Source organism: Verrucomicrobiia bacterium (assembly GCA_035577545.1).
Lineage (GTDB): Bacteria > Verrucomicrobiota > Verrucomicrobiia > Palsa-1439 > Palsa-1439 > Palsa-1439.
On sequence record DATLVI010000041.1, the window covers coordinates 79,893 to 93,603 of the forward strand.

The 13,711-nt window shown below is 57.0% G+C and carries 11 protein-coding genes; 5 read left to right on the plus strand and 6 right to left on the minus strand.

The window, feature by feature from the left end; translation table 11 throughout:
- Nucleotides 1-301 precede the first annotated feature (301 nt).
- Complete coding sequence (locus VNL17_15205; protein HXI85429.1) at nucleotides 302-1,747, minus strand: hypothetical protein; 1,446 nt, start codon at nucleotides 1,745-1,747, stop codon at nucleotides 302-304.
- Here VNL17_15205 and VNL17_15210 point away from each other — a divergent pair.
- Nucleotides 1,746-2,912: a DNA topoisomerase IB gene (locus VNL17_15210; GenBank protein ID HXI85430.1), complete on the plus strand. Its 1,167-nt coding sequence runs from the start codon at nucleotides 1,746-1,748 to the stop codon at nucleotides 2,910-2,912. The genes VNL17_15205 and VNL17_15210 overlap by 2 nt on opposite strands.
- A gap of 63 nt (nucleotides 2,913-2,975) precedes the next feature.
- On the opposite strand, the gene VNL17_15215 is transcribed toward VNL17_15210, so the two are convergent.
- Nucleotides 2,976-3,581, minus strand: a complete 606-nt coding sequence (locus tag VNL17_15215; protein HXI85431.1) for a C-type lectin domain-containing protein — start codon at nucleotides 3,579-3,581, stop codon at nucleotides 2,976-2,978.
- Between the two features lie 236 nt (nucleotides 3,582-3,817).
- Between VNL17_15215 and VNL17_15220 the strand changes: the two genes are divergently transcribed.
- Nucleotides 3,818-4,567 carry a glucose 1-dehydrogenase gene (locus tag VNL17_15220; protein ID HXI85432.1) on the plus strand — a complete coding sequence of 250 codons (750 nt, stop codon included), beginning with the start codon at nucleotides 3,818-3,820 and terminating at the stop codon, nucleotides 4,565-4,567.
- Between the two features lie 294 nt (nucleotides 4,568-4,861).
- Here the strand turns inward: VNL17_15220 and VNL17_15225 are convergent, their stop codons facing one another.
- From VNL17_15225 to VNL17_15235, 3 genes are all read right to left on the minus strand, one after another.
- Entirely contained in the window at nucleotides 4,862-5,554 is a 693-nt protein-coding gene (locus VNL17_15225; GenBank protein HXI85433.1) for a YjjG family noncanonical pyrimidine nucleotidase, read from the minus strand.
- 29 nt (nucleotides 5,555-5,583) lie between these two features.
- Nucleotides 5,584-7,731, minus strand: coding sequence for a prolyl oligopeptidase family serine peptidase (locus tag VNL17_15230; protein HXI85434.1), 2,148 nt, complete (start codon nucleotides 7,729-7,731; stop codon nucleotides 5,584-5,586).
- 155 nt (nucleotides 7,732-7,886) lie between these two features.
- Nucleotides 7,887-8,186 (minus strand): DNA-directed RNA polymerase subunit omega, encoded by a 300-nt coding sequence (locus tag VNL17_15235; protein HXI85435.1) that lies wholly within the window; start codon nucleotides 8,184-8,186, stop codon nucleotides 7,887-7,889.
- Nucleotides 8,187-8,362: 176 nt separating this feature from the next.
- Between VNL17_15235 and VNL17_15240 the strand changes: the two genes are divergently transcribed.
- Nucleotides 8,363-8,572 carry a hypothetical protein gene (locus VNL17_15240; protein ID HXI85436.1) on the plus strand — a complete coding sequence of 70 codons (210 nt, stop codon included), beginning with the start codon at nucleotides 8,363-8,365 and terminating at the stop codon, nucleotides 8,570-8,572.
- A gap of 22 nt (nucleotides 8,573-8,594) precedes the next feature.
- The gene (locus tag VNL17_15245) at nucleotides 8,595-8,825 is read left to right on the plus strand and encodes a hypothetical protein (protein ID HXI85437.1); all 231 of its coding nucleotides are present in this window, start codon (nucleotides 8,595-8,597) and stop codon (nucleotides 8,823-8,825) included.
- A 1,653-nt stretch (nucleotides 8,826-10,478) separates the two neighbouring features.
- On the opposite strand, the gene VNL17_15250 is transcribed toward VNL17_15245, so the two are convergent.
- Nucleotides 10,479-11,696, minus strand: a complete 1,218-nt coding sequence (locus tag VNL17_15250; GenBank protein HXI85438.1) for an adenosine deaminase family protein — start codon at nucleotides 11,694-11,696, stop codon at nucleotides 10,479-10,481.
- A gap of 265 nt (nucleotides 11,697-11,961) precedes the next feature.
- Between VNL17_15250 and VNL17_15255 the strand changes: the two genes are divergently transcribed.
- On the plus strand, nucleotides 11,962-13,638 hold the full coding sequence (locus tag VNL17_15255; GenBank protein HXI85439.1) for a nucleoside kinase: 1,677 nt from the start codon (nucleotides 11,962-11,964) through the stop codon (nucleotides 13,636-13,638).
- The last annotated feature ends 73 nt before the right edge of the window (nucleotides 13,639-13,711 follow it).

A 13,711-nucleotide genomic window follows, 5' to 3' on the forward strand; every position in this document is an offset into this window, starting at 1 on the left:
CGTGAAGGGCACGACAGGTGTTCTTGTTTGGTGGTTGATCCCTGTAGGGTATTGCGGATGGATGAGAACCTTTGGCTTCGACAAAGATATGCCGATTACGCCGTAGACCGTCTCGCCGCTGAGAGATTGGTGCTCGCCTCACCGAATTCTCCTACTGCCTCCAGACAGGTCATTTAATTACTCTAGATATTACCAGAACTGCAAGCAAAAAACTTACGTGAATGACCGCCAATGGTAGCCTATGGGAACAGCAACCCACATCGAGGACAACGATAACGTGCTGTCGGGGATCTGAATAAGATTACGGCGAGCTGGTGCGGTAGAAGCGCTGCGGGATATTTGTCGCCTGCGGGTCAATGAACTGGAACTGACCTGGCGAGACTTCCACGCCGCTGCCGAGAACCGTCCAGTTGGTCGCGGGCACCGTCATATCGGTGGAGGTCAACACCGTGTTGGTCCCGTAAGGCAGGTTGGTGTAGACCAATTGGAATGTACCGCCCGGTAGCCAGGCGGCGCTGATGATCACCGGCAGGTCCCGCTCCAGTTGGATCTTGATCACCTGATTCGGCCGGCTGTCCTGACCGAGATAGGCGTAACCGCGCACCGGGTCGAAGACCGCCGACCGGAAGAAAACCTCGCCGAATGGGAGGATGCCATCAGCGTTGGATGTTGTGTTATTGGTGGTCATACCGTTGGGTGGATTCGTAAGACTCGTACCTCCCTGCAACTGCAAATAACCGATTTCCACTGGCAGATTCGTCCCATTCAGGCTGAACTGATACACCCGGCCGGGATAACTATTGTCGTCCGCGAAATAGACGTAGCCCCCCAGGGGATCGATGACGCAAGCAGCCAGTCGTCCTTCGCCGGGCCGGAGATTGATACTGCCGATGAGCGTGGGCGCTACATCTCCATCCCCCAGCTTCACTTTGTACACCTTGCTCAAGACATTGGTATCCGGGTTATACGTTCCATAATAGGCATACCCATGCAGCGTGTCGATGGAGGCGCCGTCAACAAAGTTGATCACCGTGTCCAGGCTGACGGCACCGATGTACCCGGGCGCGTTCGTGCCAGGCGTCAACTTAATCTTCACGACCTGGGGTATGTTGGAGTTCGGAAAGCTTTCAAAATAGGCGTAGCCCTTTTGTTTGTCGATTCGGCCAAACCAAAAGGCCGTGTCGCTGTTTGTGATGCTCACGGAGCCGAGTTCGGTAAACGTGGAGAGCGCCACCTTCGCCACTTTCGCGGGGTTCCCCGAGTTCGTGCAGAGAACGTATCCATAATGATTGGATGGATTCGGATCCGAGTCGTCAACAACGACGGAAAAGGCGTTGCCGGCCGCCAGCGTGAGTGTACCGGCGCTGCTGGCCGCATTGGTTCCCGGTCCCAACGCATACCGATTCAGGGTTGTTCGTGCCATATACCCATACCCGGCTGCCGGGTCGATCGCGCTTTCGGTTGCCTGTCCCGTAAAGAGAGCGGGACCAACTTGCACGGGCAGATTTCCCGTGATATCGAGCTTGAAAAGATATGTGCCGACAAAATACGCATAACCGTTGGTCGGATCGATGAACGCAGTGTACATCCCCTTGTCGTCGGGGAGAGGAACTCCGTTCGTATCGAGCAGCGTGTTGTGGCGCGGTACGAGAGTTGTGTGGCCAATTCGTTGCAGACTTCCCGCACGCACCGGCAAGGCCAACCCGAACAGAAGCAGCCCGGCCGTCAGCGGAAACCTGCATCGCATGGCATTACCCTTCTGCCGCATCCAGGCATTTGTCAAATCGTATGCGTTGCCGGTGGTATCGAAGTTGGGTATCTTTCAGCCAGCAAATCAACTCAAACCGAGGCCGCAACGTGTGGCACTAGTGACCATGGCCCACAAAAAGATAGACGCGCATGACGGTCGGTTGCGCTACGTGTCGGACCGACGACCCGGTCTCCAGCGAAAGCGTTGTGGAACCGGCTTTCGCTATGTCACAGCCGAGGGGAAACGGGTGAAGCGCGTGGCGTTACGACGGATTCGCGAGCTGGCCATTCCACCAGCCTGGGACCAGGTCTGGATTTGTCCCCATCCGAATGGCCATTTGCAAGCTACCGGCCGGGACGCCAAAGGTCGCAAACAGTATCTTTACCATCCCCAGTGGCACACCATTCGTAACGAGACCAAGTTTCACCGCCTGACTGCATTCGGCCGGGCGCTACCAAGAATTCGCAGACGAGTAGCGCGTGATTTGCGGTTGCGTGGATTGCCGCGCGAGAAAGTGGTCGCGGCAGTGGTGCGGTTGCTGGAAGAAACCCACATCCGTGTCGGCAACGCGGAGTACGCCGATGAAAACCAGTCTTTTGGATTGAGTACCATGCGCAACCGCCATGTCCACGTGCGTGGCGAACGGCTGCAATTCCGGTTTCGTGGCAAGAGCGGCAAGTTTCACCAGGTGGACTTCGCCGACAAGCGTCTCGCTCGCATTGTCAAACGCTGCCAGGACCTGCCCGGCTACGAATTGTTCCAATACATCGACGCTGCCGGCGAAACTCGCGATGTGACCTCCGAAGATGTGAACGATTATGTGCGCGCGATCGCGGGCGAAGAGTTCAGCGCCAAAGACTTTCGGACCTGGGCCGGGACCATTCAGGCGGCGAGGATCTTGCAACAGCTCGACGGCGACGACAATGAAGAACCAGTCGAATCGGCGCTCGTGAAGGCGATTGACGAAGTGGCGGCAGCGTTGGGGAACACCCGCGCCGTCTGCCGCAAGTATTACATCCACCCGGCCGTCATGGACGCCTACCTGGATGGCACGCTCATGCAATCGTTTATCGACCACCCGACCCGTGTCACTCAAACTGGTTTGAGTTCCGACGAGGCGGCGGTGTTGCGACTGCTGAAGCGACGCCGCGCCGCGCGGTAAGGCAGCGCATCAAAGGCCGGTGGGCCGCCGGAGAATGATGAGCGCTAAACGTTACGTCAAGAGTCAGGCGCGAACCTGCTTATAAGACATTGCTAATCTCCCCAAGATCGTGAGGCATCCCAGTAGTGCCAAAGCATACGTACCTGGCTCGGGAACCACTTCCGCAACACCGTAGTTGAGGTATGCGGGAAAAGATTGGTAGCCGGCCAGAGTTGTGTCCGACACGTTGTTCCATTGTCCAGCATTCGTATCGGGAGCTGGAATTATGAGAGTATATTGATCCGAGAAATTAGGTTCCTGGGGAGCCCAGTTTCTGTAGGTCGACGGACTGCCATCCACCCATGAGTAACTGTTCGGATCGCCACCGTTCAGACCGGCCGCGTTGAGTCCAATCCACAGGTTGCGCGTGACGCCACCAAAGTTTGTAAACGTTTGGCTGATCCAGGCGTTTTCAGCGGCATCGTTAACGGTCGCCAAATTTCCTCCCAAACTTAACGCTTGGGATTGGGCATCTGTCCAGTCGCTATTCGCCAAGAGATAATAGGTGTGTCCCGTGGCCGGATTCAGGATTGGGCCAGAGATCGGGGCGGCTTGAAGGTTTGTCGCTGCCCAGACCGCCAAGACGGCAATTACATCCGCAGACAACCGACTTATTCTACTTGCTTTCATGTTACTCTCCTCAATGATTAAGGTTGTTGGGATTCAGGCTTTGCCTCCCCTGGATGAAAGCACGGCGCTTGCAGGCAGGCTTGTGAGGCAATTCGTTCCTCGATTATAGCCTCATTTACCGATAACTGTCGAGCCTGCTTTCCGGGGGTTTCTAGGGCACGGAGATGAACCGGAATCGCCAATCAAACTGCCAGCATCTCACCCGAAGGCACACAATACATTAACAGGAGAGAATCATGAAAAAGCTTGAAGGAAAAGTTGCGGTCGTCACGGGCGCATCCAAGGGAATCGGCGCCTCCATTGCCAAACATCTGGCCGCCGAAGGCGCATCGGTCGTCGTCAACTACTCGTCCAGTAAGGAAGGAGCGGACCGTATCGTTGACGAGATCGCCAAAAAGGGCGGGAAAGCGGTTGCGGTGCAGGCCAATGTTGCGAAGCAGACGGACATTGACCGCCTATTTGCCGAGACGAAGAAGTCGTTCGGCAAACTCGATATCCTGGTCAACAATGCCGGGGTGTACGAGTTTTCTCCTCTTGAAGGCGTTACCGAAACGCAGTTTCACAAGCTGTTCGATCTCAATGTGCTGGGTTTGGTCCTCACCTCACAAGCCGCGGTCAAACATTTCAGCTCGGCGGGCGGCAGTATCGTCAATATCAGTTCGCTTGCCAGCACCCTGGCGCCGCCGAGTGCCTCGGTTTACAGCGCCACGAAAGGGGCTGTCGATACGATCACAAAGTCGCTGGCCAAGGAATTGGGACCGCGCAAGATCCGGGTCAATGCCATCAACCCCGGCATGGTCGAAACCGAGGGAGTCCATTCCGCTGGTTTCATCGGCAGCGATTTCCACAAGAAGCAGGAAGCGGAAACTCCACTGGGCCGCATTGCCCAGCCCGATGACATAGCGCCTGCCGCAGTCTTTTTCGCTTCCGACGACGCAGCATTCATCACCGGGGAAACGCTGGTCATTGCCGGTGGTCAACGTTGATTCGTTGAAGTCGGTTAGGCAGTCGGATTACTCGTTCGGCCGGCGAGCCAATCGACCAGCAGAAATGCGCAAGCAAAGTATGGGAATACGCCGTACAGCGTATCGCTCACGGAGTGAGAATGTCCGTCCACTGCCCGAAACACGGTGAGACAAAATATTGCCGCGAGAACGCATACGATTGCGCCCGGAGCCGAAATGGGGACGTAGAACCAGCCGAACCGCTTGAACCATCTTGTTTTCATTTTGCGCCTCCATTACTTTCAATATTTACTTTGCATTACAAAGCAACTCCTGTCAAGGCACAGCTAGCCATTCGACCAATTCGCGCAACGAGGCGATTTCGCGGGTGATTTCGAGATTGGTCGGACGTGGTTTTTTCCCAGGGTTGTACCAGCAGGCGTCGATACCGTACTGGACGGCACCCTGAATGTCGGAGTTCCAACCGTCACCGATCATCAATACTTCGCGCACGGACGGATTTCCCAACCGGGCCAATGCGATGTCGAAGAATTCTTTGGCCGGTTTGGCGAAACCAATCTCTTCGGAGATGATGATATCGGCGATGTGATCGCGGATCACGGAGCGGGTGAGACGGCCACGTTGGACCACCCGCAGACCGTTGGTCAAAATGGCAATGCGATATTTCCCGTGCAGCGCCTGCAACACTTCGCTCGCGTCCTCGATCAGTTCCGAGCAGGCGGCGAGGCATTCGAGGTAGTGGGCGCTCAAGTCAACTGCCGAGCCGCCAACCGCGATGTCTTGGAGCAACAGTTCAAAGCGACGGACTTTCACGATTCCCGGCTTGATCTCTCCCCTTTCCACCGCTTGCCAGAGAGCCAGGTTGATGCGCTGGTAGGCGGCGAGGTAGCCCGGGGCGAACGTGACACCGATCAGCCCAAAGGCCTGCTCCAGCGCCTTGCCTTCCGCGCGCTCGAAGTCAAAGAGCGTGCCGTCGGCATCGAACAAGAGCCACTGGTAACGTTGCATATGCGCGGCTGACCCCGATTTCCGCTTGTCTACTTCACCGGCTGGAAGTCTTTGTGGCCGGTCTGCCACAGGAGGAAAGCGGATTGGCCCGCGAAGTTTTTGAAGGTGACGATCTTCTCTTCCGTGAAGTGGCCGTTGTCGTAGTTCACCTTCATCAGACTGGGATTGTCCGAGGCTGTTGCCGCCTGCAAGGCAGCCACGAATTTGCCGGGTTCCCAGGCGGGAACTCGGGGATCATTCCAGCCACCGACACCCATAACCGCAGGATATTTCACACCTTTCTGGACGTGCTGGACCCCGTCCATCTCGAACAGGGCCTGACACTCCACGGGGTCTTTCACCGTGCCAAATTCCGGCGTGTTGACCGGGCCATTCGGCGAAAACTCCAACCGCATCACGTTCGCGCACCCGACATTGCAAACGGCGGCCGCAAACAAATCGGGGCGTTCCGTGATGGCGCGGCTGATCAGGATTCCGCCGGCGCTGGTGCCGGTTCCCGCGAGTTTCTGGGGACTGGTATATCCCTTCTTCACGAGGTATTCCGCGCAGGAAATGAAATCTTTCCAGGTGTTGGGCTTGGTCGTCTTGTAACCGGCCCTGTACCAGGCCTCGCCCTTTTCGCTACCGCCCCGGGGGTGCGCAAACGCAAGCACCACACCTCGTAGCGCCACCGAACTGCGAATGTTGAAGCTTGGAATGGCACTAATCCCGTAGGCGCCATAGCCGTTGAGAATGCAGCTGTTTGACCCGTCCAGCAGAATGTCCTTCTTGTAAATGATGGAGAGCGGGATCAGGGTGCCGTCGTGCCCGGGCACTTCGACTTCTTCGGAGGCCAGGTTCTCGAAACCGGGATACGACACGTCCGTATTGAAAATGCTCTTCGCGAAGGTGTCCTTCTGCGCATCGAAATCATAGATCGTCACGGGAGAGGTCCAGGAGCTGATGTACACCAGGCAACGATCCGTTCGCCAATTCGGACAACTCACGTTCACGGTCCCGGATGACGGAAGTTTGATCTCGGAAATCTTGCCATTGCTGAGGTCGTATTTTACGAGGCGGCCGACAACTCCATTGGAGTACACGATGAGGAGGTAGTGCCTGCTCTTGGTGATGTACCGAATGGTGTCAGTCCCTTCGGGAATCACGGTCTCGGCGTCTTCCCAGTCCGGATGTTTCGCGCTCGTCCGAACAAGCTTGTATTTTGGCGCGTCGGTATGGGAGACGGCGTAAACGTAATCCCCCTGGAACGCGAACCCGCGGATCAGGTTGTCTGAGCGTTTGCAGAGAACATTCCATTTGATTTTTGCGTGTTTCAGTTCGGAGACGGGAGCATAGAAAAGCCGCAGCTCGTTCTGCACGGTTTCCGCGTTTCCGACCATGTAGTCGGGGTATGATTCATCAACGGAAGCGCTCGGAATTTCCTTCGCTGTCATGCCCAGTTCAGGGTTGCTCTCGTCGCTGAAGATATCGATGTCGCTGGAAACCTCGGTGCCGAGCTTGTGCACTTTGGTTTTGCGGTTCAATTCGATTTCGAGACTCTTGATATTCGTCGTCTTGCCGGCGTCGTACAATAAAGACTTGCTGTCCTTCAGCCATCCATGGGGCCCGTAGGAAGGGTAGATACTCTCGGGCAGCAGCGTTCCACGGTCCACGTCCAATATTCGGATCTCCGACCATTCAGCGCCGCCCGAAGAAAGACCCATCGCGACGTGCTTTCCGTCCCACGACGGGACAATGCTTTGAATGGTCGTGACCACACCGGCTTTATATGTGGCTGGGTCGAAGAGCAGCTTTTCCGTCCCGTTCCAACCCTGACGTAAGTAGAGTTTGCCGACGTTTTCGCCGCCTAGCGTCTTCTTGTAAAAGACGCGACCATTTTCATACCGGATGGACGAGTAATCCGCGGGTTTGAGCTTGTCCAAGGCCAGCCATTCCTGCACCAGCGAATCCCTTCCCGGGATTTTCGCGAGCAGGCCGTCCGTCAATTCCGCCTGGGCCTTGAACCAGGCTTCGACATCCGCATCCTTCAGGTTCTCCAGCCAGCGGTACGGATCGTTGTACGTCTTCCCGAAGTAGGTGTCCGAGGCGTCGACGGTTTTTGTCGGGGGATAGTTCCACTGGGCGCGGCAAGGCACGACAACCAGAGCTGAAAGGACGAGGGAAAGGAATCTCTTCATGATTGATAGTATTAACTTTGACAACACCGACAAGCCCTTTTTGCGGGACTCTCCGCGAGGTGAAAATCAAAGCGGGGCCTTGGTGGTGAGAAGAAGCACCACTGCGTCAATCAAATGAAGAATGAGGAGATGCGACTCCTCAGTCCCACTTGTCGTTAGGCTGTGCTGGCCAAAGGAGACGGGTCGATGACGGCAGTCGCCTCGGGCACAAATTCGGCTTCCCCAGGGAATTCGTACCCAAGCTTGCCCTCGCTGATTTCCTTCAGCGCGATATCAGAGAACTCCATCCACGCATTTGTCTGGGTGATGGGCCGATGTCCCTGGGCGAGTTGGCGGACACGCAGACGCACGACGTTGATAAGCAATTCGGGGTTGGGAATGCGCAGCTGCGCGGGCTCCAGGTAAGTATTCTTGATCCGTAACGGGAGTTTGACTGGCGCGGAATCCGGTTCCATAAAGAAGCTCTCTTTTACTTTCTGCCACGAACCTCATGGCTTGGTTTGAACAGTTAACGAATCGTCGCGGGCCTCGAAACAAGTCCGCGGTGAGGCAAGATACGCGATGTCGTGCAATGACCACCATGGGGTAAACACCCCATAGCGGCCTGCCGCTGGTTTAGGTAGTTTGGAGCGTGACTGAAACAAAGGGCACCAAGCCCGTCTCTGAAATTAGCCCGAAACGAAGCCCTGAAGAGCGCAACATCCGCAAACAGCTCGGCAAGGTGCGCCGCTATCTCGCCGCATCGACGAATACCAACATGCGGAATTCATGGGAAAGCAAAATCACCACCTATAAAGCGCAATTGGTGAAGGCGGAGGCCCGCGCCCGCTTCATCAAGTAGTTTTTAGAAAGCGAATATCACGATGGGCAAGAAATCCAAATCCGCACGATCCGACGCCAAGAGGGCTGAAAAACACGCCGCCAAAGCGGCCCGCATGGCCTTATACTCCTCGCAGGCCAAGGCCAATAAGAAGCAATCGAGCCGGAGCGACGGGACATCGAAATCGTATATCAGCCACGCCATCGCCAACTGTGGAAACCCGGGTTGCAAGCGCTGCTACCCGCTGCTGGTTCCAGGATCGGTCGCCGCCTGATCCCCCAAGATCGCCCCGAGAACCACTTGCTATTCCCGCAATCAGGCTTACCTTGCAGTGGAGAGTCGAGGGCTAGTTGAAGTTGCGGCGTAGAGCAGAGCAGTTCGAGCCTCGACTCTCCAACTTTTTCCCGTCGAAATCCCCCGCCGCCTGAACCATCAACAACTCCGGCTCCGCACGTACTGGCCTGACCCTCCTGCCCGTAACTTCCGCGCGGTCGAAGTCAAAGAGCGTGCCGGCGGCGTCGAACAGGAGCCACTGGTAGCGGCGCACCGGTGATTGAGAAACGGATTGGCGGGTCAGGTAAAGGCGAAGCGGAGAGCGGGTGGTGGGAAGGGCCTTTACTGCGTCAACCGAATACAGAATGCAGGGAGGTCACCCCAATCTCATGGAGGTCAACTTCTTGCAAAAGAAGTTCTAAAATACTATTCTCGCAACGAAATGGAAGAGTTTTTCGGCGCTTGGATACAGGTCGTTATTCTTGTGGTAGAGTACACTGAAAAGATCCCCCTGCTTAACCTTTCTGAACTAAACACGGAGCACAACCTCCTAGGATATGAGGCGATGGTTCGAAAGGCTCTTGACGCTGTAGTTCCGGTTCAACTCGCCCACGCACACAAGCCGTGAAACATAGCAAACCTCAGCTCACTCACCCTAAACGCCTCTTCTACTGAGGTCACGGAGCGCGGTAGGCCCGTGGCTACAACGGGGAAGGACGATTACGCCGAATGGAACGGATGTGTCGGGAAGTTTAAATCGGCGCTTTGGAAGATTCGCGCTAAATAACGGCGAGTTAGCGGATGTGTTGCCGCGACAACTACATCGCGGCGTGTCGCGCAGCCAGTGCTGCACTCCGCTTCTGCTCTGGACATCGTATTTCGATAATGGTATGATGCGGGAGTGAACAGATTAACGCTTCCTCCTTCGCTACTGCTACGGCGGACACGCAACTCTCAGGGGACAGAAAAACCCCTCACCCTAACCCTCTCCCCCAAGGGGAGAGGCATAGGAAACTCGGCTCCGCTCACCCTAACCCTTTGCTCCGAACTCCGGTTGCGGAGTTCGTGGCGTGTCGTCAGACTCCGCTCCCCCCAAGGGGAGAGGCGATGTCGGAGAAGGAAAGGCGCGTCAAATACACGTTTTTGCGAAACGAACCCCCCAGCTATTATCCCTGTTTGGAAGGACTTAGAGAGATGGAGTTTGGAAAGGTGAACGGCGAAAATGGATCGGGAAGCCCTCGCAAAGTATGCGGACGCGCGGCAGCGCGTCCCTACCAAAACCCTCACCGCAGGCCCGACAGGGGGCCCCTATATGATTCTGCGAAACGAACCCAATTTATTCCGGCTCAGAAACCGAGTTTATCCTTCAGGGCTACAAGGTGTTAGAGATTTTGAAAGTGGTCAAAATATTTGGGTTCGTTTTGGAAAACGAACCCAATTTGAGGGGGTTTTGATGGGCTCGGAGGCCGGAAATTGGGCAAACGAAGCCGGTTTTTGGAGGGTTTGGAGAGAAATGAATGCCGCGGCGCGGTGGGCCACCGGCGCCCTACTTTTCGAAGGGGAACGATCCGCGGTCAGCGCCCGCGGCTATAGCGGAAACGAATCCGCGCTTAGCAAGCGCGGCTACAACCGGAAAATGATTACAACTGAAGAATTATTTGGGGAGTTCGGCGGACAGGGTTTCGTAGCGGTTGATGACCTGGCGGACGAAGTCGCGTTTTTCGCTGTAGGTGCCCGGGAAGAAGCTGCCTTTGAAACCGGCGATGACGACGTTGCGGAGTTCGCGCGGGGTCATTTTGAGTTTGTCGATGGCGAGGCGGAGTTCGTTGGTGACGGAGGTGTTGGACATGAGGCGGTTGTCGGTGCAGATGGAAACGGACAATTCGTGGTCGAGCATCTGGCGCAGGGGATGGTGCGCGAGGTTGCGCATGCGCGGGAGGGTCTGGGCGTTGCTGGTGAGGCAGACTTCCATGGTGATGCGCTGGCTGGCGACGTACTCGGCGAGGTGGTGGACGTATTCCACGGGGTCGTCGATCTTGGGATCCTCGATCATGTCGTTGGCGAAGAGCCAGGTGCCGTGGCCGATGCGGTTGGCGTAGCATTTGGTGATGGCCTGGAAGATGGACTCGGGCCCGTAGGCTTCGCCGGCGTGGACGGTTTTGCGGATGAAATGATCGTGCGCGTACTGGTAGGCGGCGGCGTGGTCGTCGGCGGGATAACCGGCCTCGGCACCCGCGAGGTCGAAGCCGACGACGGGCAGGCCTTTGTTGTGGGCGAGGTCGACGGCGGCGCGGGCCAGTTCCATCGAGGCGGCGGCGCAGACCTGGGTCGAAGACGCGTAGGGCATCACCTCGAAGAGGCGGCGGTAGTACGGCGAAAACACCGGCAAGATGAACCGCAGCGCGCAGACGATGATGCCGAAGTGGAATGGGACGTCCGCGCCGGTGCGAACGGCCTTCGAGAGGTTGTGGCGTTTCTGCGCGCGCCCGAGACCGCGGCAAACAGCGGCGACGACCTCTTCCATGTTCTGCCGGTCATTGATGTGCAACTGCGGCGCGTAGCGGACTTCGATGTAGCGGACGCCCTCGGCGAGATTGTCCTCGGCCAGCTCGAAGGCGATGCGCTCGAGGCTCTCGGCGGTCTGCATCACGGCGCAGGTGTAGGCGAATCCCTGCAGGTATTCGGGGAGATTGGCGTACGTATCCTTGAACACGAGACGGCGCAGCCCGTCCTCAGTGTGCGACGGCAACTTGACGCGGTGGCTCTTCGCCAGTTCGATCAGCGTCGGGATCCGCAGCGAACCGTCGAGGTGCAAATGCAGGTCGGTCTTCGGGATGCGGCGAAGGAATTCCGCGGGTATGGTCTTGTTCATTGCGCTCTTTTCTGTCGGGGCGAACAAATCGGTGGGGAGACGTTAAGTTCCGCTGGGGTAAACATCAAGCAAAACAGGCGGGAGCGGTGGCTAAATTACTCAGCCGCAATCGGTTCGATGACCACGCGAAAAGAAGCTTCTAATCGACCGAAAGCCGTATATAAGTACAGAAACAATTGTACGAAGGCGGGATTTCTTTCACGGTTACAGGAATACTTTTCCAGCGGTTGGGCGATTGGCCCGGATGTTGCGAGAAACTGAATATATGGAGAGAACACATAACACGATCACGGCCACGTTGGACGATGGGATGCAGGTTCGTTGCGCGGCCGGCACTCCCGTCCGTGAAATCCTGCCGCAGCGCCGGTCGCCGGACGGGCTCGACTACATCGCCGCGCTGGTGAACAACGACGCGGTGTCCGTGACGTACCCGGTGGAGGTGGACAGCAAGATCACGTTGCTGACGCGGGCGGACTCGGACGCGTTCCAGATTTATCGTCGCTCGGTCTGCTTTCTCCTGGCCAAGGCGATCAAGGAACTGTTCCCCGACGCTCATTTTGCGATCGAGCATTCGCTCGGCTCGGGTTTTTATTGCAGCTTTGAAACGAACGGCAAGCCCGGCATCTGCGAGGAACAGTTGCAGAGTCTCGACAAACACATGCGGGGGATTGTCGGACGGGACCTCCCTATCGAGCGGCGCAAGATCGCTTTCACCGAGGTCGTGCGCCGTTTTGAACAGGAGAAGCAATGGGACAAATACAATCTCCTGCGCTTCAGCAACCCGCCCAAGGTCGCGACGTGTTGGTGCGAGAATTTCTCCGACCTGGACCACGGTCCGCTGGCCCCGAGCACCGGGTCCTTGAACCTGTTCAAGCTGATTTCGTACGCGCCCGGTTTCGTGCTGCAAGTTCCCGAGCGGGAGAAGCCGAAGGAGTTACCGCCGTTCGAGCCGCAGCCGCAACTGTTCCAGATTTTCAAGGAACACAAGGAATGGGGGCGGATCCTCGGCGTCAACACGGTGGGCCGGCTCAACGAGATCATCGCCAACAAGGAGATCAGCGATTTCATCAAGATCGCCGAGGCGTTTCACGAGAAGAAAATCGCGCAGATCGCCGACCATATTTACGAACATCGCGGCCAGATCAAGTGGGCGTTGATCGCCGGGCCCTCCTCCTCGGGGAAGACGACGTTCGCCAAGCGGCTCGCCGTCCAGTTGCGCGTCAACGGCCTGCGTCCGGTGACCATCTCGCTGGACAACTACTTCGTCAATCGCGAGCAGACGCCGTTGGACGAGCACGGCAAGCCCGACTTTGAAAACATTGAGACCGTTGATCTGCCGCTCTTCAATGACCACCTGTTGCGGCTGGACAAGGGCGAAGAGGTCGAGTTGCCGAGTTTCAATTTCGAAAAAGGTTGCCGGGAATTTCGCGGCGAGAAACTGCGCCTTGAGCCCGACCAGTTCGTGCTGGTCGAGGGCATTCATGGGCTGAATCCGCGGCTGACCCAGTCGGTGCCGCCCGCACACAAGCTACGCATTTACATCAGCGCGCTGACGCAGTTGAATTTGGATTCGAACAACCGCATCTCCACCACGGACAATCGCCTGGTGCGACGGTTGGTGCGTGATAACAATTTTCGCGGCAACACCGCGCTGGCGACATTGAACATGTGGGCCAGTGTGCGCCGCGGCGAGAAGACCTGGATATTCCCCTTCCAACAAGGCGCCGACATCGCGTTCAACTCGGCGCTGGATTACGAGCTGGCGGTTCTCAAGCCATTCGTCGAGCCGTTGCTGGTCGAGATCAAACCGCACCATCCCCAGTACGCGGAAGCGCGGCGGCTGCTTGCGTTCCTGTCCAGCTTCCTCGGCGTCGCGGATCATCTCGTGCCGCCGACGTCGATCCTGCGCGAGTTTATCGGCCACAGCAGTTTTCGCTACTGAGCCGGAAAGGCTGTTGATCCCGCCGCGCGCGGCTGCGGGACGGAAACGCGCGAGGCGTTGATTGATCCCAACG